This window comes from Burkholderia sp. AU45251, from assembly GCF_030482905.1.
Classification (GTDB): domain Bacteria; phylum Pseudomonadota; class Gammaproteobacteria; order Burkholderiales; family Burkholderiaceae; genus Burkholderia; species Burkholderia aenigmatica.
The window spans coordinates 21,222-47,881 of sequence record NZ_JAUJQH010000031.1 but is presented as its reverse complement, the minus strand read 5'-3'; the positions used below and the strand labels follow the sequence as shown (position 1 = coordinate 47,881).

The 26,660-nt window shown below is 66.8% G+C and carries 21 protein-coding genes and 1 pseudogene; 15 read left to right on the top strand and 7 right to left on the bottom strand.

Features of this window, described 5'->3' with window-relative positions; genetic code table 11:
* Positions 1-30: 30 nt before the first annotated feature.
* Complete coding sequence (locus QZM67_RS35125) at positions 31-1,707, top strand: S10 family peptidase (protein WP_301810544.1); 1,677 nt, start codon at positions 31-33, stop codon at positions 1,705-1,707.
* Positions 1,708-1,778: 71 nt separating this feature from the next.
* Here QZM67_RS35125 and nadE read toward each other — a convergent pair whose 3' ends face one another.
* The 3 genes from nadE to QZM67_RS35110 all read right to left on the bottom strand — a co-directional run bounded on the left by nadE (position 1,779) and on the right by QZM67_RS35110 (position 4,077).
* Complete coding sequence (nadE, locus tag QZM67_RS35120; protein WP_301810543.1) at positions 1,779-2,627, bottom strand: ammonia-dependent NAD(+) synthetase; 849 nt, start codon at positions 2,625-2,627, stop codon at positions 1,779-1,781.
* Between the two features lie 210 nt (positions 2,628-2,837).
* Positions 2,838-3,707, bottom strand: coding sequence for a DMT family transporter (locus QZM67_RS35115; protein ID WP_043180803.1), 870 nt, complete (start codon positions 3,705-3,707; stop codon positions 2,838-2,840).
* A 184-nt stretch (positions 3,708-3,891) separates the two neighbouring features.
* Positions 3,892-4,077: a hypothetical protein gene (locus QZM67_RS35110; protein ID WP_006480515.1), complete on the bottom strand. Its 186-nt coding sequence runs from the start codon at positions 4,075-4,077 to the stop codon at positions 3,892-3,894.
* A gap of 208 nt (positions 4,078-4,285) precedes the next feature.
* On the opposite strand from QZM67_RS35110, the gene QZM67_RS35105 reads away from it, so the two are divergent.
* Positions 4,286-5,044 carry a DeoR/GlpR family DNA-binding transcription regulator gene (locus QZM67_RS35105; protein WP_089451863.1) on the top strand — a complete coding sequence of 253 codons (759 nt, stop codon included), beginning with the start codon at positions 4,286-4,288 and terminating at the stop codon, positions 5,042-5,044.
* A 105-nt stretch (positions 5,045-5,149) separates the two neighbouring features.
* Positions 5,150-6,943: a phospholipase D-like domain-containing protein gene (locus QZM67_RS35100; RefSeq protein WP_301810542.1), complete on the top strand. Its 1,794-nt coding sequence runs from the start codon at positions 5,150-5,152 to the stop codon at positions 6,941-6,943.
* Positions 6,944-7,019: 76 nt separating this feature from the next.
* On the opposite strand, the gene QZM67_RS35095 is transcribed toward QZM67_RS35100, so the two are convergent.
* From QZM67_RS35095 to QZM67_RS35085, 3 genes are all read right to left on the bottom strand, one after another.
* A complete protein-coding gene (locus QZM67_RS35095; RefSeq protein WP_175023416.1) occupies positions 7,020-7,694 on the bottom strand; it encodes a TetR family transcriptional regulator in 675 nt (224 codons plus the stop codon).
* A gap of 116 nt (positions 7,695-7,810) precedes the next feature.
* Complete coding sequence (locus tag QZM67_RS35090) at positions 7,811-9,079, bottom strand: FAD-binding oxidoreductase (protein ID WP_043180794.1); 1,269 nt, start codon at positions 9,077-9,079, stop codon at positions 7,811-7,813.
* 137 nt (positions 9,080-9,216) lie between these two features.
* On the bottom strand, positions 9,217-10,809 hold the full coding sequence (locus tag QZM67_RS35085) for an amino acid permease (protein ID WP_301810537.1): 1,593 nt from the start codon (positions 10,807-10,809) through the stop codon (positions 9,217-9,219).
* A gap of 645 nt (positions 10,810-11,454) precedes the next feature.
* Here QZM67_RS35085 and QZM67_RS35080 point away from each other — a divergent pair.
* From QZM67_RS35080 to QZM67_RS35065, 4 genes are all read left to right on the top strand, one after another.
* The gene (locus QZM67_RS35080; protein ID WP_122948034.1) at positions 11,455-12,966 is read left to right on the top strand and encodes an aldehyde dehydrogenase family protein; all 1,512 of its coding nucleotides are present in this window, start codon (positions 11,455-11,457) and stop codon (positions 12,964-12,966) included.
* A 233-nt stretch (positions 12,967-13,199) separates the two neighbouring features.
* Positions 13,200-13,637, top strand: a complete 438-nt coding sequence (locus tag QZM67_RS35075; RefSeq protein WP_301810535.1) for a hypothetical protein — start codon at positions 13,200-13,202, stop codon at positions 13,635-13,637.
* Positions 13,638-13,672: 35 nt separating this feature from the next.
* Positions 13,673-14,080 carry a VOC family protein gene (locus QZM67_RS35070; protein ID WP_301810533.1) on the top strand — a complete coding sequence of 136 codons (408 nt, stop codon included), beginning with the start codon at positions 13,673-13,675 and terminating at the stop codon, positions 14,078-14,080.
* 23 nt (positions 14,081-14,103) lie between these two features.
* Positions 14,104-14,520 carry a hypothetical protein gene (locus QZM67_RS35065; protein ID WP_301810530.1) on the top strand — a complete coding sequence of 139 codons (417 nt, stop codon included), beginning with the start codon at positions 14,104-14,106 and terminating at the stop codon, positions 14,518-14,520.
* Between the two features lie 28 nt (positions 14,521-14,548).
* Here QZM67_RS35065 and QZM67_RS35060 read toward each other — a convergent pair whose 3' ends face one another.
* Positions 14,549-16,993, bottom strand: coding sequence for a DUF3772 domain-containing protein (locus QZM67_RS35060; protein ID WP_301810527.1), 2,445 nt, complete (start codon positions 16,991-16,993; stop codon positions 14,549-14,551).
* Between the two features lie 680 nt (positions 16,994-17,673).
* Here QZM67_RS35060 and QZM67_RS35055 point away from each other — a divergent pair.
* From QZM67_RS35055 to QZM67_RS35020, 8 genes and pseudogenes are all read left to right on the top strand, one after another.
* Positions 17,674-18,057: a DUF2750 domain-containing protein gene (locus QZM67_RS35055; RefSeq protein ID WP_301810523.1), complete on the top strand. Its 384-nt coding sequence runs from the start codon at positions 17,674-17,676 to the stop codon at positions 18,055-18,057.
* A 49-nt stretch (positions 18,058-18,106) separates the two neighbouring features.
* Positions 18,107-18,496 carry a hypothetical protein gene (locus tag QZM67_RS35050; RefSeq protein ID WP_301810521.1) on the top strand — a complete coding sequence of 130 codons (390 nt, stop codon included), beginning with the start codon at positions 18,107-18,109 and terminating at the stop codon, positions 18,494-18,496.
* Between the two features lie 107 nt (positions 18,497-18,603).
* Complete coding sequence (locus tag QZM67_RS35045; protein WP_301810518.1) at positions 18,604-19,179, top strand: DUF1629 domain-containing protein; 576 nt, start codon at positions 18,604-18,606, stop codon at positions 19,177-19,179.
* 79 nt (positions 19,180-19,258) lie between these two features.
* A complete protein-coding gene (locus QZM67_RS35040) occupies positions 19,259-19,885 on the top strand; it encodes a hypothetical protein (RefSeq protein WP_301810516.1) in 627 nt (208 codons plus the stop codon).
* A gap of 167 nt (positions 19,886-20,052) precedes the next feature.
* Entirely contained in the window at positions 20,053-21,480 is a 1,428-nt protein-coding gene (locus QZM67_RS35035; protein WP_301810514.1) for an MFS transporter, read from the top strand.
* 399 nt (positions 21,481-21,879) lie between these two features.
* Positions 21,880-23,218: pseudogene (locus QZM67_RS35030) on the top strand (hypothetical protein).
* A 225-nt stretch (positions 23,219-23,443) separates the two neighbouring features.
* On the top strand, positions 23,444-24,706 hold the full coding sequence (locus tag QZM67_RS35025; RefSeq protein WP_301810511.1) for a hypothetical protein: 1,263 nt from the start codon (positions 23,444-23,446) through the stop codon (positions 24,704-24,706).
* 48 nt (positions 24,707-24,754) lie between these two features.
* Entirely contained in the window at positions 24,755-26,641 is a 1,887-nt protein-coding gene (locus QZM67_RS35020; protein WP_301810508.1) for a WG repeat-containing protein, read from the top strand.
* Positions 26,642-26,660 lie beyond the last annotated feature (19 nt).

Here is a 26,660-nt window from a genome sequence, read left to right as displayed (position 1 = left end):
CGCCTTTTTCTCACCTCCAGGAGCAGCACGATGGGCATCGATTCCGCATCTTCCGGCGGCGTGTATCCGCTGCATCACGGCGACCACAATTCGCATGGCGTGCCGCCGACCGTCAACCCGGTCGCGCTCAGCCTCGGCCGCGACCAGCCGTTCTTCGATCCGGTCGCGTACGGCAACGGCCCCGACGACTCGGTGACCGACACGACCGAGGCGGCCGCGATCACGCATCACACGATCCTGATCGACGGGAAGCGCATCGCCTACACGGCGACGGCCGGCCATCTCGTGACGGTCGACCCGAGCAGTTCGCAGCCCGCCGCGAAGCTTTTCTACGTCGCGTTCACGGCCGACGGCGCAAAGGAAGAAACGCGGCCCGTGACGTTCTTCTATAACGGCGGGCCGGGCTCGTCGTCGGTGTTCGTGCTGTTGGGCTCGTTCGCGCCGAAGCGCATCAAGACGTCGATGCCGGGGTTCACGCCGCCCGCGCCGTACCAGATGGAAGACAACCCGGACAGCATGATCGACCACAGCGACCTGGTGTTCATCAACCCGGTCGGCACCGGCTATTCGGCGGCCGTCGCGCCGAACAAGAACCGCAACTTCTGGGGCGTCGACCAGGACGCCGATTCGCTGAAGCAGTTCATCAAGCGCTACCTGACGAAGAACAACCGCTGGAATTCGCCGAAGTACCTGTTCGGCGAATCGTACGGCACCGCGCGCAGCTGCGTGCTCGCGTACAAGCTGCACGAGGACGGCGTCGACCTGAACGGCGTCACGCTGCAATCGTCGATCCTCGACTACCGGCAGGCCGGCAACCCGGTCGGCGCGCTGCCGACCGCGGCGGCCGACGCGTGGTATCACAAGAAACTCGGCGTCACGCCGGCGCCGACCGATCTCGGCGCGTTCGTCGAGGAAGTCGCGCAGTTCTCGCGCACCGACTACCTGAACGCGTTGCGCACGGTCCCGCATGCGGACCCGGCTGCCGTGCAGAAGCTGTCGCAATACACGGGCATCGATACCGCGACGCTGCAATCGTGGAGCCTCAACATCGCCGGCTACGACACGCGCGGCAATTCGCTGTTCCTGACGACGCTGCTGCATGCGCAGGGGCTCGCGCTCGGCTCGTACGACGGCCGCGTGACCGGCATCTCGTCGGGCATCGCCGGCAAGATCGACCCGAACTCGGGCGGCAACGATCCGACGATGACGGCCGTGACGGGCGTCTATACGGCGATGTGGAACAGCTACCTGAACGAGCAGCTGAAGTTCACGTCGAATTCCGCGTTCACCGACCTGAACGACCAGGCGTTCCAGAATTGGGATTTCAGCCACATCGATCCGACCGGCGCGCAGCAGGGCATCGATGCGCAGGGGAACGTGATCCTCTATACGGCCGGCGATCTCGCCGCGGTGATGGCGCTGAACGTCGACCTGAAGGTGCTGTCGGCGAACGGCTTCTACGATTTCGTCACGCCGTTCTACCAGACCGTGATCGACCTGCAGCAGATGCCGCTCGAGGATCAGAAGGTGCGGCAGAACCTGTCCGCGCGTTTCTATCCGTCGGGGCACATGGTGTATCTCGACGGCGGCTCGCGTACCGCCCTCAAGCGAGACCTCGCGACGATGTACGACGCGACGGTCAGCAATACGGGCGCGCGGATGCGGATACGCGCGCTGCAGGCGTCGAAGACGGGCGGGCACGCGTAGCGGTGCCCGTAGGGAGGATGCCGCGCGCAGCCATGACGGTGCGCGCGGTTTTTTCTACCTGGGCGGCCGGCTTATGCAGTCGGCCAGTCGAACATCGTGTACGGCAGCGCGCGCTTGTGGCGCGAAGCGTCGTAGAAGCGCAGCACCGTTTCGTACACGTGGTCGCTGACCGGCTTGCCTTCGAGGAAATCGTCGATCTCGTCGTAGCTCACGCCGTACGCGTGCTCGTCGGGGCGCAGCGGGCGCAGTTCCTCGAGGTCGGCCGTCGGCACCTTCATCACGATCAGTTCCTCGCCGTCGAGCGCACGGGCCACCGCGCGCACGCGACGCTTGTTCAGCCCCGCGAGCGGCAGGATGTCCGCGCCGCCGTCACCGAACTTCGTGAAGAAACCCATCAGCGACTCGGCCGCGTGATCGGTGCCGATCACGATGCCGCGCTGCGCACCGGCCACCGCGTACTGCGCGATCATGCGCTCGCGCGCCTTGATGTTGCCGTGCACGAAGTCCTGCTGCGCCGGCGTCTCGAACACATGGCCAGATGCGGCCAGCGCGCCGAGCATCGCGTCGGCGGCGGGCTTCACGTTGACGGTCAGTTCCTCGTCCGCGCGGATGAACGCGAGCGCGCGCTGTGCATCGGCTTCGTCGTTCTGCACGCCGTTCGGCAAGCGCATGGCAACGAAGCGGGCATCGTAGCCGTCGGCGCGCAGCTTTTCGACCGACAGTTGCGCGAGCCGGCCGGCCGTCGACGAATCGACGCCACCGCTGATGCCGAGCACGTAGGTCCGCAGGCCGGTCGAACGCAGGTATTGCGCGAGGAACTCGACGCGGCGGGCGATCTCGGCCTCGGCGTCGAAGTGCGGGGCGACGTTCAGTTCGGCAATGATCGCGCGTTGGCGGCTGGCGTAATCGGCGGATGTCATGAAGGGAGTTCCGGAACGAAATCAAGGCGCCCATCATAAGCGCAATCGCGGCGCTGCGCCGCGCCGGGCGTGCGATCCGGCGATCTCGCGTTGCTTCGGCGAGACGGGCTGCCTCGCCGTGGTGCACGGTGCGCCGGGCGGGTGCAGGATGCCGCGCGCGGGGCATCCTGGCGCACGGCTCCGATGCGGGTACCGGCCCCGTGGCGCGCGTCAGCGCCGCGCGAGCACGACACCCACCAGCGCGAGCGCGAAGCCGGCAAGCTGGATCGCGGCGAGCGTTTCGCCGAACAGCCAGTAGCCCTGCAGCGCGGCCAGCGGCGGCGCGAGGAACAGCAGCGATGTCGCGCGCGCGGCGTTGCCGCGCCGCAGCATCCACATCAGCATCGAGATTGCGGCGCCGGACAGGAACACGACACCCCACACGAGCGACACCCACAGCGTCGGCGCGCCGATCCAGCGCGTCTCGTGCAGCAGCGCGACGAAGATCGCCGCGACGATGGCCGCACCGAAGTTCTGGATGGCAACGGCCGTGCGCAGGTCGCTCTGCGCGAGCTTGCCTTTCTGGTACAGCGAGCCGGCGGTGATCGACCCGACCGCGAGCACCGAGACGGCGACGACCAGCCACGCGGGCGCCGCGCCCGGCGGCGGCGCGACGCCGCCCGTGACCTTCGGCGCGAGCACGAGTGCGACGCCCGCGAGCCCGAGCGCCATCCCGAACCAGCCGCGCGCGGGCAGGCGCTCGTTGAACAGCGGGACGGCGAGCACGGCGGTGGCGAGCGGCTGCAGCGCGCCGAGCAGCGCCATGACGCCCGCGTTCAGCCCTTGCGCGACGGCCCAGTAGCTCGCGCCGAGATAGACGCCCTGCAGCAGCGCGCCCGCGATCAGGTGACGCGGCCATTCGCGCCGGGCTGGCCACGGCGCGCGCGTGACGAGCGCCACCGCGCCGAACAGCGTGGCCGTGCCCGCGAAACGCGCGAGCAGGAACAGGTTGGGATCGGCGTAGGGCTTGATTGCCCGCGCAACGATGAAGCCGGTGGACCAGAGTGCGACGAAGGCGGCGGCGACGATCGAGGTCAGCATGCGTGGCGGGCCGCGAGGCGGCCGGACAGAATCGTAAAGCCAGCCAGTATCGGGGGAAGCGATACCGGCGTCTTGTCGAATCCTGCACTCATGCTGCGTGCCGCGCATGCGGCCGTCGGGCCGGGCGGGGCAGGGGAGGGGCGCCGCCCCGCAGGCGGAGCGGGCGAGCGTGAAGCCGCGTGGATCAGTCGATCGAGAAGGTGTCGAGCGGCTGGTTGGCGCGAGCGTCGGTCGCGAAGCGCGCGGCGAGCTGTTCGTACAGCCGGCGTGCCTCGTCGAGCGTCAGATCGATCCAGTACGGATCGCCGGCCGCGTCGTTGAGTCGTTCGGGCGGAAACTGGATTTCGATCACACTGCCTTTGCGATACATGGCGCGAGCCCCTTTGCTTGGTCTGTCGTTCGGCGAAGCGCAAAGTGTAGCAACCGGCGCCGCGCCGATTCGCGCGCGTCGGGCAATACAGAATTTCGCTTTCGGGAAACCCGGCCGGCCCGGTTTCGCGCCGCAGTCAAATGCCGGTCAAACGGCCGTAATACAATGGTCGGCTTACCCATTACCAGTCGCCTCGGGCGCATACGCGATGCTGGCGGAACAACGTCATCAATTCATCCTGTCGGAGCTCGGACGGTCGGGCGCATTGTCGGTTGCGGAACTCGTCCGCTCGCTCGACGTGTCGCGCGAGACCGTGCGGCGCGACCTGAACGCACTGGCCGCACGCGGCCTGCTCGTGATGACGCACGGCGGCGCGCTGGCGGCTGACCGCCGCGAGCCGAGCCTGTCCGAGCGCGAAGCCGCGAACGCCGAAGCGAAGCGCACGATCGGGCGGCGCGCGGCCGAATTCGTGCCCGACGATGCGTCGGTGCTGATCGATTCGGGCAGCACGCCGCATGCGGTTGCGCTCGCGCTCGCCGACCGGCACCGGCTGTCGATCTACACGAACGACTGGCGCACCGCGTTCGTGCTCGCCCGGCGCAACGGCAACCGCGTGACGCTGCTCGGCGGCGAGTTGTCCGACGACGAGGACGCCACCTTCGGGTTCGACACGATCCAGCAGCTTGCGCAGTACCACGTCGATTTCGCGTTTGTCGGCGCCGGCGGCATCACGCCCGACGGCGAATGCACCGACTACTCGCGGCTCGCGGCCGAGGTGCGCAGCCGGATGATCGCGGCGGCCGGCACCGCGATGATCGTCGCCGACCATTCGAAATTCGGTCGCGTGACGCCCGTGCGGATCAACGGCACGGCGGCCGCCCGCTATCTCGTGACCGAACGCGCGCCCGACAAGGCCGTGCGCCGTGCGCTGACCGCGCGCGGGATCGAGCTGCTCGTGTGCGACTGACGCGCGTCCGACATACAAGGTTCATCGAATCGTCATCCTGCGGGAAGACGCGCCGTCAAGACTGACCCATTCAACTCGACCGGCCGCAAGGCCAGGGAGCAACGAATGACCGTCAGCGTGCGCAGCTATCTTTCCCCTACCCTGGTCCTGCTGGCCTTCGACTGGCCCGATGCGGCGTCGCGGTCCGATTTCCTCGGCTTCGCGATCCGGCGCACGCCGGGCTTCTGGTCGGCCGACGGCAAGACGCGCGCGCCGGACAGCTGGCTGCCGAACCGCCTGACGTTCGATGGCCCGGCCGCGCACACGCAGGGCGACGCGCCGACCGACCAGGCGCCGATCCAGAAATTCATGTGGTGGGATGCGCGGATCGATCCGCAGGACCGCGGCGCATCGTTCCGCTACGACGTGTATCCGGTCGTCGGCGCGCCGGCGAACCTGCAGGTGCTCGACGCGCAAGCCGGCGTGTGCGACGTGGTGCTGCCCGCGCACATCGAGGACGGCATCGGCACGTGGTTCAACCGCGCGGTGGTCAGCTCGCAGGCGTTCGCGAAGCAGGTCGCCGCGCTGGGCCTCGCGCCGAACGCGGCACCGAGCGACGCGCAGGCGCTGAAGCTGCGCACGTGGCTCGCGAACGACATGGAGCAGGTGTTCGCGGAGATGCTCGACCCCGCGTCGCGCGCGGCGTCGGCGGTCTATCACCTGACCGACACGCTGTGGGCGCTGCCCGCGTTCGAAGCGTTCGGACGTCAGCACGGCGAAGCGTCGCTCGCGATCGTCTACGACGCGCACACGACGGCGCGCAAGGGCAAGCCGCCGCTGCCGTCGCCGAACCAGCCGGCCGTCGACGCGCTGCAGGGTCTCGCGACGCTCGCGCCGCGCGACAAGACGCACATCATGCACGACAAGTTCATCGTGACCGATGCGTCGTCGAACCCGGTGCCCGCGCGCGTGCTGACCGGCTCCGCGAACTTCACGACCGAGGGACTCACGGAGCAGGCGAACGTGCTGCACGCGTTCGATTCGCCCGCGCTTGCCGCGCTGTACAACGATCGCGCGCATGCGCTGGCCGGGAATCCGTCGATCGCGGAGACGGCGAAGCTGTCGCCGGGCTGGTCGGAACCGATGACGATCGGCAGTGCGCAGGTGCGTGTCGCGTTTTCGCCGGAGCCGGCGGGGCAGCGCACCGAGATCGACACGATCGTCGCCGCGATCGCGGCCGCGAAGCATTCGGTGTCGTTCTGCCTGTTCATGCCGACCGACGCGGCGCTGCGCGACGCGTGCTTCGCTGCCGGCGACCGTGGGCTGATGATGTTCGGGCTGGTGAACAAGATCAACGTCGGCAGCGCAACGAAGGCCGATGCCGAGCAGCAGGCCGGCCAGACGCTCGATGCGGCGACGCTCGCGAACCTCGAGCTGTATCACCGCAGCCGCGACAACCACGACGTGATCGATGCCGCGTATTTCTCGCCGGCCACCGTGCCGCAGGGTTTCGAGCCCGAATTGCGCCTGTTCCCGGGGGAACCGGCGCCGGCCTTTCCGCCCGTCGTGATCCACCACAAGTTCATCGTGATCGATGCCGAAGGCGCGAATCCGGTCGTCTATACGGGCTCGGCGAACATGAGCCGCAACTCCGAGCAGTTCAACGACGAGAACCTGCTCGAGATCCGCGACCCGCGGATCGCAGCGATCTATCTCGCGGAATTCCTGCGGCTTTACGAGCACTACCGCGCGCGGGCACTGTCGATCAACGCGAAGCAGCACGGCACGGACGCCGGCACGGGTGCGCATGCGCGGCTCGCGCTTGCGCCCGATTCGAGCTGGGCGAAGAAGTATTACGCGGCGGGGAGCCCGGAAGAGAAGGCGCGGATCGCACTGGCGTCGACCGCGCCGACGGACTGACGCATGAGTGCGCGACGGGCGCGGATGTCGCGCGCCCGAGGTGTGGCTGGCAGGGGAAAGCGGCTAGCGCCGCCGCTTATGCGGCGACGTAGCGCAGCACGGCGTCGGCGATCGTGTCGCGATGCCGCGCGCGCAGGCGCGGCGCCGACGGATCGCGGCCGAACGCGGCGCCGAACGTGTAGCGGTTCGACACGCGGTGGAAGCAGAACGAGCTGATCAGCAGGTGCAGGTCGAATGCGTCGATGTCCGTGCGGAACGCGCCGCTCGCCGCGCCGCGCTCGACCAGTTCCTCGAGCGTCTTGATGATGCTGACGTTGCGGTTCTTGAACGACTTGAGCTGCTCGAGATACTTCGCGCCGTGGATGTTCTCGATCGACACGAGGCGGACGAAGTCGCGATGCTTGTCGTGATAGTCGAACGTGAATTCGACGAGGCGGCGCATGCCCTCGCGCGGTTCCATGTCGCCGACGTGCAGCTCCTGCTCGAGCGCGCGGATGTCGCCGTACACCTTCTCCAGCACGGCCTCGTACAAGCCTTCCTTGCTTTCGAAGTAGTAGTAGAGCATCCGCTTGGTCGTGTTCGTGCGCTCGGCGATGGCATCGACGCGCGCGCCGGAGAGGCCCATCGCGGAGAATTCCTGCGTGGCGACGTCGAGGATGTTGCGCTTGGTTTGCTCGGGATCGTATTTGCGCCGCGCATCGGACGGAAGCGCGCGGGGGGCGGACGTGGCGGCCTTGCTTCCTGCTTTCATGTGACTTTATTGTGGCTTCGGCGGCTTGGAAAAGCCATTCTAGCATGTGGAAAATTCCCGCCCGGCCGACCTCGCGCTCTAATCGGCAGGGCGGTTCCGGCCGCCGTGGCCGCCGCTCAGCGGCGGCAGGACGCGAGCGCGTCGCGGGCCTGGTATGCGCTGTACGTGAGCTGCGCGGCGGCGAGGCCCGCCAGCCCGAACGTGCGCGTGAGGCCGAATGCGTTGAAGCCTTCCGGCACCGGCCGGCCTTCGGCCAGCGCGGCCGCGAGCGCTTCGCCGGCGACCGTGGTCGGCGCCATCCCGTGGCCGCCGAACGCGATCGCGTGCCACACGCCGTCCGCGTCGCGGCCGATCTGCGGCATCTTGTGCCGCGCGTAGCTCATCAATCCGCCCCACGCGTAGTCGACCTTCACGCCTTCCAGTTGCGGATACACGCGCAGCAGGTCGCGCCGCAGCAGGCGCGCGATCGCGTCGGGGCCGCGGTCGAGCACGGAGATCCGGCCGCCCCACAGGATGCGCGTGTCCTTCAGCGGGCGGTAATAGTCGAATGCGAAACGCGTGTCGTAGATCGCGTACGGCGCGTCGATCGCGTCGGGCAGGCGCTCGCCGAGCGGTTCGGTCGCGATCACGTAGGTCGCGATCGGCAGCACCGCGCGCTCGATACGCGGCGACACGCCGCGCGCGTAGCCGCCGCCGGCGAACACGACATCCTTCGCGCGCACCGTGCCCTGCGCGGTGCGCACGACGTACCCGGCGCCTTCGCGCGCGATGCCGAGCGCGGCCGAACGTTCGTAGATGCGCGCGCCGCCGCGCGCGGCAGCGGCCGCGACGCCGAGCACGTACTTGAGCGGGTGGAAGTGGAAGGCGTTCGGCTCGAACAGGCCGCCGTAATAGCGCTGCGACTTCAGCCGCTCGCGCAGCGCGTTCGTCGAGACGGGCTCCCAGTCGACGCCGAGTTCGTTCTTCATCAGCGTGCGCACGCCGTCGAGTCGGGACGGATCGTCGAACCAGTTGGCGAGCATCACGCCCTGGTCGACGATGTCGCAGTCGATGCCGTAGCGCGCGATCCGCGCGCGGATCAGGTCGACCGCGTCGACGGTGAGCCGGTACAGCCGGCGCCCTTCGTCGCGGCCGAGCGTGCGCAGCAGGTCGGCGTTGTCGAGGCTGTAGCCGCCGAACACGAAGCCGCCGTTGCGGCCGGACGCGCCGAAGCCGACCCGTTCGCCGTCGAGCACGACCACGTCGCGCATGCCGCGCTCGACGAGGCCGAGTGCCGTGCACAGGCCGGCGAGCCCGCCGCCGACGACGCACACCTGCGTGTCGATCGTGCCGGTCAGTTGCGGATAGGGCTGGCGGGTAACGGTGGCTTCGTAGAAGTTCTGCATGTGATTCTGTGACTCGTAAACGGCGAAAAAAACGGACGGCGCGTCGATCTTGCCTGAACGCGCGCGCCGCGTCGAATGGAGGTTGTCAGGACGAACCGGCGGCGCTGTTCAGTCGGCCGCCGGCTCGCTGTGTTTCGTTACGCGCCCGACGTCGGGTTCGCGGGGCGGGCGATGTAGCCCGGTTGCTCGGCATGGGCCTGCGCCTCGGCCGCCTCGGCCGCTGCGGCCTTCGCGTTGCGTTCGATCCACGGCGCGATCTCCATGTCCTCGTAGCGGACCAGCCGGCATTTGCGCACGAGCGCGTAGCCGAGCCAGATGACGAAGAAGAACGGCACGCCGATGTAGGTCGCGGTGACGCCGGCCCAGTCGATCTTGTCGCCGAGGAACGCCTGGTAGTCCTGGCCCAGCGCGATGACCGCGCACAGCACGAACGCGAAGATCGGCCCGAACGGGAACCACTTGGACCGGTACGGCAGCTGGTCGAGCGAGTAACCCTGCTTCAGCAGGCCCTTGCGGAAACGGTAGTGGCTGATCGCGATGCCGAGCCACGTGATGAAGCCGGCCATGCCCGACGTGTTCAGCAGCCACAGGTAGACCGTCTTGTCGCCGTACAGCGACGTGAGGAAGCAGAGCGCACCGATGGCCGTCGTCGCATACAGCGCATTGCGCGGCACGCCGCCGCGTGACAGCTTCGCGAAGATCTTCGGCGCGCGGCCTTCGACGGCGAGGTTGTAGAGCATCCGCGTGGACGCATACATGCCCGAGTTGCCGGCCGACAGCACGGCCGTCAGGATCACCGCGTTCATCACGCCGGCCGCGACTGCGAGGCCCGCGTGGCGGAACACCAGCGTGAACGGGCTCACGCCGATGTCGGTCACGTCGCTTTTCAGCAGGCTCGGGTCGGTATAGGGAATCAGCACGCCGATCACGAAGATCGCGAGCACGTAGAACAGCAGGATGCGCCAGAAGATCTGGCTCACCGCGCGCGGGATCGTCTTGCGCGGGTTTTCCGATTCGCCGGCCGCGACGCCGATCATTTCCGTGCCCTGGAACGAGAAGCCGGCGATCATCGCGACGCCCATCAGCGCCGGCAAGCCACCCGCGAACGGCGCGTCGCCGATCGTGAAGTTGGTCCAGCCCGCGCTCGGGCCGCCCTTCAGAATGCCGAAGATCATCATCAGGCCGACACCGAGGAACGCGACCACCGTCAGCACCTTGATCAGCGCGAACCAGTATTCGGCCTCGCCGAAGCCGCGCACCGACAGCGCGTTGAGCGCGAAGATCAGGGTCAGGAAGAGCGCGCTCCACCAGACGCCCGGCACGTGCGGAAACCAGTAGTTCATCACGAGCTGCGCGGCGACGAGTTCGACCGCGAGCGTGACGGCCCAGCTGTACCAGTAGTTCCAGCCGATCGCGAAGCCGAAGCCTTCGTCGACGAACTTCGAGCCGTAAGTGGCGAACGAGCCCGACACGGGCATGAACGCGGCCATTTCGCCGAGGCTCGTCATCAGGAAGTAGACCATCAGGCCGATCAGCATGTACGCGACGATCGCGCCGCCGGGGCCGGCCTGCGAGATCGATGCGCCGGACGCGACGAACAGGCCCGTGCCGATCGAGCCGCCAATCGCGATCATCCGCAGATGGCGCTCCTGCAGGCTGCGGTGGAGGGACGGCTTCGCGGGGCGCGAGCCGGACGAATCAGGGGAATCGGGGCGAGCATCAGAATGCATGGGCGAGGGCTGGGCGCTGTCTCCGGATTGTTTTTTGGCTACGAAGCGCAACTCGTCGCCGGCCGCCGGCCGGACGGCGGCGGTGCCGTGCGGGCCGGGTTCGGGGGAACCGGGCCGCATTGCGCGTCGCGTTCGTCTGTCGTCCGGCCGCATTCGGGCGGCCGTCGGCGCGCCGGGTGCGGTGCACCTCGACGCGCTCCGATTGTGTGGGGCCGTGGCGCGGGCGGCAAACGATATTTCCGAACAGGGTGATGCAACTTTGTCATCAACTCGCAAGCTGACCGACGCGGCCGCCGGCGCGCGCCGATGGCCTGCGGGTCAAGCTTGAGACATGTATCGGCGCGACCAGGGGCGAGGGGGATCTGTCTCGCCGGGGTATTGCGTTTTCGGAATGAAGTCGTGAGTTAATATCAATAGCGGCCCGACTTGTGGCCGCCGACAATGTCATTCATGGATCGTGCCTTGCGAGGCGGGTGCGCGCCGTCCGGCCGGGTTTCCGGCGGCGGCGCTGCGCGATGCGCCGGACGGCGCACCGGGCCCGCCGCGCGGCGCATCCGCTTGCACAGGGCGCGCGAACGCGCTCCAATCGAATCACGCGGGCGGCGCTGCCGCCGCACCGATCAATCTGTCCCTGAAGAGGAAGTGATGCAATTCAACGACATTCTTGCTGCGCTCGATATCGATCTCGCCCAGTGGAAAGGCAATGCACTGACCGCGCGTTCGCCGCTCGACGGCGCGACGCTCGCGACGCTGGCTGTCGATACGCCGGCCGACGCAGAGCGCAAGATCGACGCTGCGCACGACGCATTCCTCAAGTGGCGCACGGTGCCGGCGCCGGTGCGCGGCGAGTTCGTGCGCGTGTTCGGCAACGTGCTCCGTGAGCACAAGGCCGAACTGGGCCGTCTCGTCACGCTCGAGGCCGGCAAGATCACGTCGGAAGGGCTCGGCGAAGTGCAGGAAATGATCGACATCTGCGATTTCGCGGTCGGCCTGTCGCGCCAGCTCTACGGTCTGACGATCGCGTCCGAGCGCCCGGGCCACCGGATGATGGAAACGTGGCACCCGATCGGCGTGTGCGGCGTGATTTCGGCGTTCAACTTCCCGGTCGCCGTGTGGGCCTGGAACGCGGCGCTCGCGTTCGTGTGCGGCGATTCGGTTGTGTGGAAGCCGTCCGAAAAGACGCCGCTCACCGCGATCGCGTGCCATGTGCTGCTCGAGAAGGCGATTCGCGAGTTCGAGAAGACGCATCCGGGCGTCGCGCCGAAGGGCCTGAGCCAGCTGGTGCTCGGCATGCGCGATGTCGGCGAGGTGCTGACGGCGTCGAAGAAGGTGCCGGTCGTCAGCGCGACGGGCAGCGTGCGGATGGGCCAGGAAGTCGCGAAGGTGCTGAGCCAGCGTCTCGCGCGCGGCATCCTCGAACTCGGCGGCAACAACGGGATGATCGTCGCGCCGAGCGCGGATCTGGATCTCGTGGTGCGCGCGGTCACGTTCGCGGCGGTCGGTACGGCCGGCCAGCGCTGCACGACGCTGCGTCGCCTGATCGTGCATCGCAGCCTGGTCGAACAGCTGCTGCCGCGCATCGAGAAGGCCTACACGTCGGTGAAGGTCGGCAACCCGCTTGAAGAAGGCACGCTGGTCGGCCCGCTGGTCGATCGCGCGTCGTTCGACGCGATGCAGAAGGCGCTGGGCGATGCACGCGAGCAGGGCGGCGAGGTGAAGGGCGGCGAGCGCGTCGACATCGGTCACGCGGATGCGTACTACGTGCGTCCGGCCATCGTGCGGATGCCGAAGCAATCGGCGGTGGTCGAGCGCGAAACGTTCGCACCGATCCTGTACGTGATGGTCTACGACAACTTCGACGACGCGATCGAACTGCACAACGCGGTGCCGCAAGGCCTGTCGTCGGCGATCTTCACGAACGACATGCGCGAGGCCGAGCAGTTCATGTCGGCAGCGGGCAGCGACTGCGGGATCGTCAACGTGAACATCGGCACGAGCGGCGCGGAAATCGGCGGCGCGTTCGGTGGCGAGAAGGAAACGGGCGGCGGCCGCGAGTCGGGTTCGGATGCGTGGAAGGCTTACATGCGCCGCGCGACGAACACGATCAACTACAGCCGTCAGCTGCCGCTGGCACAGGGCGTGAAGTTCGACGTTTGATGCGGCGCGCCGGTTTCGGCGCTGCGTGTGAGTAGAAAGGGCCGGCTGCCGCGTTGCGGTGCCGGCCCTTGGTGTTTTGGGGCGGCGCAATGCGGTATCGTGCGCGTTGGCGCCGATCGGGGTGATGGGCGCGGGGGATTGGATGACAGGCCGGGAACGCGCGCGGGCGACACGTCGACAGATGCGTTTCCCGGCGAACGGATCAACCGGCCCCGGCTGACGGTATCGGGATCGTGAACGGAAACGAGCTTTTCGCGAGACTGGCGATGTGGTCGCCGGTCGACCTGCAGGTCTATGCGTCTGCGTGTTTGCGTCGTTATTGCGACGCAAACGGGGTTTCGCACGCGGCCATCGATGCCCTCCTCGCGCATCTCGATGCCATCGCGGTCGCCCGGAGCCTGCCCGAGTGGGCGAGTCAAGGAGCCTTGCTCGAACTGAACGGCAGAGGCGATCCGGTTCCGCCAGGCGTCGAATCGGCACTGCCGGACGGCGAGTTGCCAAGGTTCATGGCGTTGGTCGAGGCCGTCGTCGAAGTCGGGATCGTCGATCTGTACGGCGCGAGAACCGATCGGCCGCTGGCTTTTCTTCGCAAGACGATCGCCGTCCTGGAGCAGGGCGGGATTCCGTTGCCGCCATTGACGAAGGTGTCGGGTCGATCGGCATCGGGTTGAATACCGCGAAACCAACTGCAAGCAAGCGAGACAAGATGGACGACATCAAAAGCAAGGTCAGGTTTGTCATTCCGGTGAAGCCGAAGGGCATCCGGGCCATGGTGGATTTCTATGAGCGTGGCCTGGGCTTTCAGGTCGTAGACGACCACGAAGTCTTGTTCGGGGGCGACGCCGGAGCCGGTCTGTTCGTCTATCGGGAGAAGCGCGATCCGGTCAGCGGCATCTCGATCCTGCAGATCTGGGTCGAAAAGGACTTCGGTGTCTTTTGCCGGCATCTGAAGGAGATCGGCGCGACGTTCACGGAGATCGCGCGCATGCGGGCCGGCTACGCAGCGCACGTCCTGGATCCCAGCGGAAACCTGATCACGATCCGGTGCGATGAGGATGACGCGCAGAACGACGAGATCGTCTACGGCTGGCCGGAGACGGTCACGATCGACTGACCGGATCGAGACGGAGAGGAAGAATGGATACGCTCGCCGACCTGATACGGGATGAATCGCACTTTCAAGCGGATTGCATTGCGTTCAGCCGGACACGCGTGATCGGCTACACGGTGGCCGGTTCGCGGCTGGATCTGGATGAGGCGATCGAGATCGACGTATCGGAGGTCACCGATGCGTTCGAGCGATTTTCGATCGAGATCGACGGGGTGACCTATGCGGGCGGCGAGGGTGCGTCGCACGGGTCGTACGGCTTCTTTTACAAGCGGACGGGACACCGCGTCGACTGGATCGTGATGTCGACGACGTCGGATCCGTTCGTCGCCGCCCGGCGCGCGGGCGGCGCCATCGCATTCATGACGCAGGCCGGACATGAATGGGTGGTGTCCGGGGACGATGTCGCGAACCTGCGCATCGACCGCGGACAGCCTCCTGTCTAGCGCGAACGCGCGCGGCGCGGAACGTGCATCACTGCTCCGCCACCGGCATGTTCTGCACGACCAGCATCTGCGGGCTCGACAGCGTGATCCCCGCTGCGCGCAACTGCTTCAGGATCTCGAACAGCAGATCGCTCTTCGTCGAACCGGCGATCCGCGGGCTCGACACGTAACCCGTCACGCTCAGCGTGATGCCGTCCGGGGTGAGCTGGCTGAACGTGACCGACGGCGCCGGCTTCTCGAGAATCGCGTCATGCGAGCGATACGCGTCGAGCAGCAGGTCGCGCACCTGCTCGGGATCGGTGTTCAGCGGGAACGTCAGCGCCAGCGTCGCGACGCCCTGCGTGCTGTTGCCCATCGTCACGTTGCGCACGTTCTGCGAGATCAGTTGCGAATTCGGCACGATCACGGTCGAGCGGTCGCTGAGCTGGATCTCGGTCGCCCGCACGTTGATGCGGCGGATGTCGCCTTCGACGCCCGCGATGCTGACCATGTCGCCCACCTTTACCGGGCGCTCGGTCAGCAGGATCAGCCCCGACACGAAGTTCTTCACGATCTCCTGCAGGCCGAAGCCGATACCCACCGACAACGCGCTGACGATCCATGCGAGGTTGTTCCACCGGACGCCGAGCAGCCCGAGCGTCATCAGCACGAGCAGCACGTAGCCGACATTGGTGAACAGCGTGATCAGCGACACGCGCATGCCCGTATCCATGCCGAGTGCGGGCATGAACTCGCTGTCGAGCCAGCGGCGCAGCGAGCGCAGCAGGTAGAAGCCGATCGCGAACCCGATCACGGCGTTCAGGATCCGGTCGGGCATGATGTTCAGGCTCTGCAGCCGCTGGCTGCCGATCATCGCGACCGCGCTGTCGAGCAGGTCGCCCGGCGTCGTGCCGAAACCGCCCGTCAGCAGCGCGATCGCCGCGATCAGCATCAGCAGGCTCGTGCCGAAACCGGACAGGACCGTACGGGCCTGGTCGAGGTGCCGGTCTTCGAGCGCGAACAGGTGCTTGATCTGCTGGCCCGTCGACAGGCTCGACGAGAACAGGCTTTCGCTCGCATCGCGCGTCAACTGGATCAGGATGTAGGTCGCGCACAGCACGATCTCGAACCACACGAGTTCGTACGTGATGAAGCGCGCGACCGTGATGTAACCGATCAGGAGTGCGATCAGCGACGCGACGATCGCCAGCGTGACGCCGGCGTGGATCAGCCCGGCGAGCGTCGAGCGCTGCTCGGGCGCCTCGCCGGCCGCCGCAAGCGCGGTGCGTGCGCGGTTCGAGCGCAGCAGCGACGCGCCGACCGTCAGCGCGACGACGAGCGACACGATACCGCGGCCGAACAACGTGACCGACAGGCTGGTGTCGACGATCCGGTTGATCGATTCGAGCGTGCCGGACATCAGCAGCAGCGCCGCCAGGATGCCGGGGAACGGCTTCATCGCGAGCGCGACGGGATCGGCGAGCGCAGGCAGGCGCCACGACGGGTGCTTGGTGCAGAGCAGCGCACGGCCGAGCCCGGCGATCAGCGCGCAGGTCGCGGCGAGCTTCGCGAACTGGTCCCACAGATCGGTCAGCGACGGCGTGAGCGCGTAGTGGCGCGCGACGGCGAGGTAGAGGATCTGAATGGCGATGGCCGTGGCCAGGAACGTCGACAGCGCGGTCGACAGTGCCAGCGCGCTGCGGCGCAGGCGGGTGTGCGGCAGGCGGTTCAGCGCGATCCACGCGAGCCCGCGCTCGATCAGCCGGCGGCCGCCGAGCCACGCCGCGAACGCGGCGATCAGCAGCACCGTCGTGATCGCGCGCTGCCCGGGCACCCACGACGAATGCAGCATGTCGAACAGTTCGTCGTCGAAATCCTCGAGCCGCTGGCGGTCGTCCGGCGACAGATGGAACAGCGGCAGCCAGAACTGCGCGCTGAAGATGCTGCCCGAACGGAACGCGAGCTGGTTCTTCAGCAGGCCGCGATGGAGCTTCGCGAACTGCTCGGTCAGGTTCGTGAGGCTGGTCTTCTGGTCAGCCGCCTGCTTCAGCGCCGCATCGATCTGCGTCTTGCGTGCGTCGAGCGTGGCCCGCTGCTTCGCGACGGCTGCCGTTTCCGGCGCGGCACCTTCGGCTGGCGGCGGGCCGAGCACGTCGAGTTGCGCCTGGATCTGCGCGCGTTGCGGCGTGAGATCGCTTTGCAGTTTCGCGACGTCGCTGCTCAGCTCCTGCGCAGAGTCGTCGAGCGCATCGAGTTCCTTGCTGTTGGTCGACGTCGAGGTCTGCTGCTTGATGCGGTCGAGCTCGACCTGCATCTGCTTGAGCTGCGCGACGGCGTCGCTCAGCGAGATGGCCGGCACGGGGGCGCCGACGCCGCTCGCCATCGGGGCTGAGGCGGCCCCTGGAAACGCTGACGCGGTCGCGATCGCCGCGAACTGCAGCAGTGCGATCAGCGCGATCCGGCGCGCGTAGAGGGATAGTCGTTGTATAGACATGGAATGCTTACGATTTGCCGACAATGCCGGTCGCCGAAAGGCGCCCGGAAGCCGGTGGTTGGCCCGGTAGCATGTTACCGGGGCGCGGAGGTGAACGACTCCCGAATGTGCATCTGTGGTGTCGCGGCGGCCGAAAAGGGGGACACACGGCGGGATGGGCTGTTTGCACCGTTTTACGGCGGGTGTGTCGATCGAATTGCGCCGGAACGGGTGCATTTTTGGCGGTGGGCGTTGGCCGGCGGCGGGACAGACGGTTACGAAATTTACATAAAGCCGGCGCGTGGGCGAGCCGGACAAACGGGGCATGAGTCGCTGCCAGGTGCAGGGGAACGGGTGGCCGGACATTGTCCGGCCGTCCGGTCGTCGTACAATCCCGCGAGTTACCGGCAGGTCGTCCGGAGCACGAGACGCGGCTCGGTCGCCGAGCGTCGAAATACGAACAACGAAAAGAATCCTGAGAGCGTGGCAGATCAACCCCTTCCTACGAGCGCGGCGGATGAATGGGCAACGTCGTGGCCGTCCGATGCGGATCCGGGCGATAGCGTGCCGTTCGGCGAAGGTTTCAGTGCGCGCGGCGACGTTAACGTCAGCCGGCCGGTGCCGGTGGCTAACGCGATTCCGCACCCGGGCACGCTCGCGGCCGATGTCCATCAGACCCGACGTCGAGACGGAGGCGAGTGATGGCGCTTCACCCACAGAAGATCGAAAGCGTTCTGCGGCTCGATACTCAGGCACGACTCGATTACTTCATTCGCAAGATTGCCGACTCGGAAGTCGTCTGGGGCCTGTTCGATACGGGGTGGGCGACCGCAACCGCAGAGGGCCGCATGGCGATTCCGTTCTGGCCCGAGCAGGACTTCGCGGCGCTATGTGCCGATGACGCGTGGACGGGCTTTCATGCGAAAGCGATTCCGCTCGACGCGTTCTTGTCGCGCTGGCTGCCCGGGATGGAGAAGGATCAAAGGCTATGCGCGGTTTTTCCGGCGCCGGCAGACAACGGGCAGCTTGTATTGCCGCGGGATCTGCTGGCGTCGATCCGGTTGGAGCTGACGCAATATGAGTGAAGCGAAACGCGTTCGCTTCGGGACACGAATCAGGTTGAGGGTGTGATGCATGGGCTATTCCATCAATAAAAGCGATGTCATTCCGTATTCCCCGGACGCGCTGGGCAACTTCTTTTGCTATGCGTACGAGTGGGTGGATAACCTGAATTTCTGTCGCCCTGCCAGCGAATTCCTGAGCGATCCGGCGCCGTATGAACAGCTCGCACGCGAGCGGTTCCTTCAGGAAGGCTGGAGGGGAGATGGCCGTATCGAGCTGATGTGGCTTCCTCCGTTTGTATTGGGCGGAATGCTTGCCAACAGAGCGGACGAGTACCTGACGATCGCCGGCAAATTGTGGACGAATGGTCTGGCTCTCTGGCACGTCAAGCAGGACGCGGATGGCACGTCGTTCATCCTGTCGCCGGTAGCGCTGAATATGACTGGCTTCGGTATCGATTGAATCGGGGCGCTTGCATGAAATATTGTGCTTTGCTGGAGAAAAGCGAGCAGGGATGCACGGTCGGCGCATGCACTGGATCGATCCGCATGAAACGGATACGGTGAAAGATGACGAAAATCTGGACCACGGAGGCGGACTATCCGGAAAGCCGGATGGCACGCTACGACGACGCAAAAAACGGGGTGGATCGTTTCGAGTTGCAGGCGGGAAAGCGCGTCGCAACGCCAGCCCCTTTATCGTTCGAGCTACCACGAAGCGGGCGGTCAAAGATCGGGGGTTACGGCGTCATCTGGTCGGACATCCTGATTCCGCTCGTCAGTGAAGCGGTGCGTGTTGCGATCGAGGCGCTGGTGAACGACGACGATGTTCAGTTCATCCCGGCTGTCATCGGCTCGAGCGGCGGCGCTATCGATGGCGCGTACTTTCTTCTCAACCCGCTGCGGAAAGTCGATGCGGTCGATCACGATGCTTCCGAGCCGATCATGGTGAAAATCCACGGGTTTCCTGACGCCAAGGTCGGCTTCAAAAAGATGGTCCTGCGCCCCGATTTCCCGGCCATCGGAATCGGTCGGCAATCCGATTCCCCGACCTACATTGTCGTCGGGGATCAACTGGCCGATGCCGTCCTGCGCGCCGCGAAGAAAGGCGTCCGGTTCACGCCGGGTATCCCGCCGGCCGGTTGAGACCCGATCAAGCAGGCGTGTTGTCGGCGATACCGGAGATCGGCGACAGCCGAGTGTGCCAAGCAAGGGGCGATCTATCGTGAAGCATTACGTTCTGTCTCAACGTCCAGCGCCAGGCTGCCCGGCCGGCATGCTCAATGGGGCGTTGTATGACCGGTACTATCCGGATGCCAGGCGCGTCGAAGCGGGATATTTCCCGTGGTATGCCAATCCGTCGCGCAGGAAGGCACACGAACCGTTTCCCGACGGTGTGGTTTTCATCACCGAAGAGGCTCGGTGCGATTTTGACGTTCGCAGCGACTTGGGTTTCTATTACCTGATCAGCGAGAGATTCGGGGCTGTCCTCTCTGCGCTGAGCGTCCCGATGGTTGATGTCGCGCCGGTCGAGATTCTGTCTTTGGCGGGAGAGCGGGTTTCCGGAAGGGACTATTGCGTGTCGATCTTCCCGAGCTTTCAACCCGAAGAGGTGGATGGCGGCGAGTCGGCCTTTGTGACTGGAAAGTTCGGTGGCATCGAGAGAATCAGAAAGCTGGTTGTTTCCAGCGATTTTTCATGCCCGGTCTTCAAGCTGGTCGGCATGGTTGGAAGCAGCAATTCGCTGATCTGCTCCGGGAATTTTCGCGACGAGGCTATCAGGCGTGGCATCGAAGGCGTCGAGTTTCTGGACGTGGAAAGTGTCGATTGGCCGACCGTGAAGCCCGTGTGACGTTGTGCTTCATTAGCCAGTGAAAGCGGCACCGGCTGGATTACAGCCGCTTCTGTGTGTCAGTCGACTGATGTGTTCCGCCGCTCGCCTCGCTAAAATGCGCGAAGCCGCTCGCCAGCAACGCTCTGGTAGCGCCAGGACAATCAAGAATCCGGAGACTTGCCACCATGGCATCCACCCAGCCCGACCCGCTCGCCGCAGCGGGCACCGCCCGCCCCGCGGCGATCGACCCCGGCTCCATCTCGGCCCGCCTCGACCGCCTGCCGCCTACACGTACCGTCTGGAAGCTCGTCGTCCTGCTGAGCCTCGGCTTCTTCTTCGAGCTTTACGACTTGCTCTACAGTGGCTACGTCGCGCCCGGCCTCGTGAAAAGCGGGATCCTGTCGGCGACGACGCACGGCCTGTTCGGCACCACGGGCGTCGCGAGCTTCATCGCCGCGCTGTTCTCAGGGCTCTTCATCGGCACGATCGCGTGCGGCTTCCTCGCCGACCGCTTCGGCCGTCGCGCGATCTTCACGTGGTCGCTGCTGTGGTACACGGCCGCCAACGTCGTGATGGCGTTCCAGGACACCGCCGCGGGGCTGAACGTCTGGCGCTTCGTCGTCGGTCTCGGCCTGGGCGTCGAGATGGTGACGATCGGCACGTACATCTCCGAGCTCGTCCCGAAGCAGATCCGCGGCCGCGCGTTCGCGTGCGAGCAGGCGGTCGGGTTCGTCGCGGTGCCGGTGGTCGCGTTCCTCGCGTATCTGCTCGTGCCGCATGCGCCGTTCGGTTTCGATGGCTGGCGCTGGGTCGTGCTGATCGGCGCGCACGGCGCGCTGTTCGTGTGGTGGATTCGCCGCGAACTGCCGGAAAGCCCGCGCTGGCTCGCGCAGCAGGGCCGGGTCGACGAAGCCGACCGCATCATGCGTGCGCTCGAGGCGAAGGTCGAAGCCGAATACGGGCGGCCGCTGCCGCCGCCCGCGCCCGCCGAGCCCGTGCCGCCGCGCGGCAGCTTCCGCGACATGTGGGTGCAGCCGTATCGCAACCGCACGATCATGATGACGATCTTCAACGTGTTCCAGACGGTCGGCTTCTACGGCTTCGCGAACTGGGTGCCGACGCTGCTGATCAAGCAGGGCATCACGATCACGTCGAGCCTGATGTATTCGAGCGTGATCGCGCTCGCCGCACCGATCGGCCCGCTGATCGGCCTCGTGATCGCCGACCGCTTCGAGCGCAAGTCGGTGATCGTCGCGATGGCGGCGGCGATCGTCGTCTGCGGGCTGCTGTTCAGCCAGACGACGGTGGGTGCATTCCTGATCGTGCTCGGCATCGGCCTCACGCTCGCCAGCAACATCATGTCGTACAGCTTCCACGCGTATCAGGCCGAGCTGTTCCCGACGTCGATCCGCGCACGGGCGGTCGGCTTCGTCTATTCGTGGAGCCGCTTCTCGGCGATCTTCTCGTCGTTCGTGATCGCGGCCGTGCTGAAGGGCTTCGGCACGTTCGGCGTGTTCGCGTTCATTGCGGGCGCGATGGTGATCGTGATGGCCGCGATCGGGCTCATGGGGCCGCGCACGAAGGGCATCGCGCTCGAAGCCATCTCGAAGTAATCGGCGATGGTGCACGCGTGTCGCACGGTTCGTGCGGCATGCGTGCGATGCGATGGCGATTGCATCGCGCGTACGGTGTGTGCCGCGGATCGGGAATGATCCGGTATGCGAATCGATTTGAAGATGCAGGCGTGCCATGGCGAAGCAGGCGACGACCGGTGCCGGTCTCGAACGCCCAACCAACAAGATTGCCACGTAACGAAAATACGGGCGGCAACGAGTTGAAACAAAGCGTGACGAAGCGCAAATCCGCCGGGAAACCGCCACTTGCGTCGCTGCCGATTCTTGCGCGGACGCGTAAAATGAAGGGCCTGACGACTCATTAGCCGCCATCGGACCGGTCGCGTTGCAACAGCGAACGGCTCCGCCGCGAAGAGGCGTCGGCGCCGGGCGCGCACGATGCGCCGGACGTGTCGATGGCTCGCGCGGAAGATGCGCCGCTCGCAACAGCAGCAATGCGGCGGCCGGATCGGCCGATGGCTTCGAACGTATGATGCCTTTCAGCTTCACGCTGCGATTTGCAAAGCCGCGTTGTCTTGCTCGTGTCGCCGCTGCGTGTATCTGGCTCGCGGCGGCACTGCCGATCGCCGTGCTGGTCGAGCGGCCTGCCTTTGCGGCGTCCGGCGCATCGTCGCCTGCCACTACGTCATCCTCATCAATCGAGTCGCCCGCATCGGCGGCTTCCCGTGCGCATGCCGTTTCGTCGGCGCATGCGTTGTCGGGTGCGTCGGCGGCGCAGTCCGCGCCTGCCGCATCGCACACGCATCCTGCGCAGCCTGCCAGTCCGGCGTCGGGCGCATCGAGTGCATCGAGTGCATCGGGCGTATCGGCGGCCTCTGCCGCTTCCGCTGCTTCCGCCGCGACACCTGCATCGGCCGCTTCCGCGACGCCCGCCAGCGAGGTTGGGCCCCCCGCACCGACGCCGCCGCGCCGGCATCCGCCACTGTCGGCGGAGGAGGCGAAAAATGCGACGGCGCGCGCGGTCGACATGCGCAAGCGCTTCACGCAGGAAGTCACGCGGCGCCTGAACGTGCCGGCAAGCGAGCAGCGCGCCTACGGCGAGCGGCTCCAGAAGGCGCTCGCCGATGCGGATCTCGGCGATCTCGCCGGCGAATACATCGCGATGGTCGACCGCGCGCCGACCGTGCAGGCGCTGTTCATCTACTTCCGCGCGACGCCGGCCAACGCGTGGATGATGATCGGTGCATCGCCGGTCGGCACCGGGCTGCCGGGCAAATACGACCATTTCCTGACACCGCTCGGCGTGTTCCATCACTCGCCGGACAACATGGATTTCCGCGCGGAAGGCACGACGAACGAGAACGGCATTCGCGGCTACGGCCGCCGCGACATGCGCATCTACGACTTCGGCTGGGTGGATGGCGAGCGCGGCTGGGGCAAGGGCGGTGTGTCGCCGATGCGCTTCCAGATGCATGCGACCGATCCCGATCGCCTCGAATCGCTGCTCGGCATCCGGCACTCGAAAGGGTGCGTGCGGATTCCAGCGTCGCTGAACACGTTCTTCGACCGGCACGGTCTGCTCGACGACGATTACCAGGCGCGCGTCGAGGCCGGCAAGTCGCTGTGGGTGCTGCGTCGCGATCGCGACATCACGCCGATCGCGGGCCGCTACCTGGTCGTGATCGACAGCGCCCGCAAGACCCGCCCGGGGTGGTCGCCGTTGCCGGGGCGCAAGGCGTGGTCGAAGGTGCCGAAGGGCGGCGACACGGCGGACTGACGGCCGGCGCGGCACGCAGCGGCTCCGTTTCGTCCGGGGGGCCCATCCGGCACGCGCCACACCACACCTTTCCGTTTTCCTGCCTGTCGCATGTGCCCGCGCCGGCTGGCACACGTCGCCCGTGTTCGCTATATTGGCGTCCGGTGGCGATCGGTCGTGTCGCCGCCGCCGTGCGCTGTCGCGCCGGACATTCCCCAAAACAATTCGAAGAGAGAGGCTTCAGCCGTGCGTACCCCCTTGTTCTGTCTGCTGTTGCTCGCGTCGCTGTCCGCGCGGGCCGGCACTGGCTGCGATACCCTGCTCGGCGATTACGCGCCGGCGGCCGGCAAACCCGCGACGCTGCGCGTCGAGAAAGTGGGCGGCGAGATCGTGCTGCGCGTGCGCGACGCCGGCCAATGGAGTGTCGAAACGGCACCGACGCACGAGGCCGAGCTGGAAACCGAGGGCCCCGACAAGGCGCCGCCGGGCGCCTGCGTGCTCGACGTGCCGGGCGGCGAGCTGATCAAGATGCCGATCGGCGCGCCATATCAGGTCACGTCGATTACCGGCCACAACTTCGAGACGAAGCATTCGACGACAGGTGTCGTGATGCTGGCAATGCAGGGCTTCCAGGTCGACGGGATCGAACTGTATCCGGTCGCGCGTAGCGGCGATTCGCCGCCTGAACCCGTGAAGGCGGTGGCGGGCCGGGAGATCGCCGACGCGGGCTCGTGCCCGGGCCACCATCCGCCCGACATGAGTCAGGCCGACTTCGATGCGCTGCCGGAACCCGTGCACAAGTACTTTACCGATCTCGAACCGGTGCGACAGCGCGCGTTCGTGTGCGGTCAGGCGCTCGACGAGATCGTCGGCGATGGCGTGACGTCGAACGACGACAAGGAAGTCGAGTCGATGTGGCGCTGGCTCGGCGTGATGTTGCGTGCGCACCAGGTGCCGCGCGACGAACACGGCCGCGACGATCGCTGGCGTGTGGCTGGCCAGTTGCTGCGGCAGAACCGGCCGGACGCGGATGCGCAGGCGTCGCCCGATCGCGCGCGCCGGCAGGCCCTCGTGCTCGACGCGCTGGTGCCGAACCTGCCGCCGCCGGACACGCTGCGCGATGGCCGCGAAGAGCAGGCGAGCGACCTCGTCGCGGAACTCGTGAAGCTGCCGGAGCCGGATGCGCTCGCGGTGCTCGGCAAGTGGCAGGCGCGCGGCATGCTGCGCTGGCAGCTCCATGACAACAACCCGTACCGGCTCGCCGATGTCGCGTTGCCGGACGCATTGAATCCGCCCGTGCCGGCATCGGTCTTCGTGCTGCTCGCGAAGGACGCAAACCCGGACGTGCTGCACGACGATGCGCTGCTCGACGGCGAAGTGACCGCGCGTCGTGTCGACGGCGTGCAGCGCCTGCTCGATGCCGGCGTGAAGCCGTCCGCGAAAGTGCTGGCGGACGCCGCCGATACGCCGGAGATCCTGCGGCTGCTGAAGGCATCCGCCGCGCACTGACGGCGACCGAACCGACGCCATACAACGACAACGAGGGCGAGTCGACCGATGGGCAATCGAGCGTGGCTGTATCTCCAGGCCGGTGATGGAGACGACGCGCGGACGATCGAGTTCGCGGAATCCAACAATCACTTTCCGCTGCTGTGGCGCGTGCTGCTCGCCGACGGCGGCGCGGGCGACGCGATTACGGATCAGCGCGTGTTCGGCGACGCGGGTACGCCGAACCTCGCCAGCGATGCGCGGGCCGCGCATGCACGCATCAGCCGGCTCGCATCGTTCGTCGTCGCGTATCCGCTGCCCGGTGACGATCCGGCGCTCGCGCGCCAGTTCGATGCGCTCGTACGCCATCTCGGCGAATCGATCGACGCACTCGGCGACGCGGATGGCGCGCCACGGTTTTCCGCGAATCTCGACGAGTTGTCGTGGCTTGCCGGCGGCGAGCCGGACGAATTCATCGACCAGGAGCGCGACACCTGCACGCGCCTGTGGTGGCAGGTCACGAACTGCATGGACTTCCGCGATGTGCGCGGCGTGCGCGACGCGCTCGAGATCGATGCGCGTCCCGACTGGCGCGACTGGGCGTGGGGCTTCGGATTCGGCGGCGTGTCGCATCACTATTTCGACCGTCAGGAGCCGCCGCGCGGCGTGACGTTTGCCGAGATGTTCGATGCCGGCGAGGTACATGGCCGCCGGCTCGACTACGACACGTTCAGCTTTCGCGGGCGCAACGGCCTGTGGGGCGTCCGACGTGAGAACAACGATGCATGGGACGTGATCGTGCCGCCGGCGTGGACGAACCTGTGGCGCAGCGGCGCGCACGACGACCGGTTGTTGTGGGTGGCGCGCGATGGGCAGTTCGGCCTGCTGCTCGCCGATGAGGCGGGTGCGCGAGTCGTGCGCGAGCCGACATTCGACGAAGTATGGGACTTCACGGGCGACATCGCATGCGTGCGCGTCGGCGAGCGATTCGGGCTCGTACGTACGGACGGCACGTGGGTGCTCGAACCGTTGCTCGACAACTTCGGCGAGTTCTCCGACGGGCTGGCGTCCGCGAGCCTGGACGAACGCTGGGGCTTCGTCGACACGAACGGCGCATGGGTGATCCCGCCGCGTTTCGACGATGCGCAGGAGTTCGTGAACGGCGCCGTCGTGGCGGTGCGCGAAGGCGAGCACTGGGGGCTGGTCGATCGCGGCGGGCAATGGCGGGCGCAGCCCTTATGGACGTCGCTCGAATGGTCGTCCGAATGCGGTGCGTTCGTCGCACAGCGGGGCGATCGCGTCGGCCTCGTCGATCTGAAAGGCCGGACGGTCGTCGAGCCGCATTACGCGGAAATCGCCAGGCTGATCGACGGCGAGCGGACGGAGACCGTGACCGAACCTGGCGCGATTCGCCACATCGTGCGGCGCGGTGACGGACGTTGCGCAATCGTCGACGGGCTGGGCCGCGCGCTGACGCCGTTCGATTTCGTGAACATGTGGGCGCTGTCGTGGTTGCCGGATGACACGGCGGTGCCGCGCGAGCTCTTCACGCGCTATGCGGTCGGCCTCTTGTCGCAGGAACCGGTGCATGTCGCGATCTGCGATCTGGAGGCCGGCACGACGATTTCGCTGGGGCGCTGCGACGACCTGGCCGGCCTGTTCTTCGGGTCCGGTTACGGCTGGCTGGCCGGCGTGCTGGACGAGGACGGCGACGACGTGCGCGCGACCGTGTTCCGTGCGGACGGCACCGTGCTGCATCCGGCCCGTTACACGCGGATCGGCGATGACGCGCTGTTTGACGGCAACGCCGGGCGCACGTTGCTGATGTCGTGGCCTGTCCGCCGCGCCGCGATCGCGGAAAACTGGCGCGACGGCAAGCCGGTCGCGGCTTGGCGCGACGATGGCGTGGCCGTCTGGTTGTATTCGGACGGGCGCGCGACGACGACGCGCCCGTAAAGCGGACGGCCGTCGTACC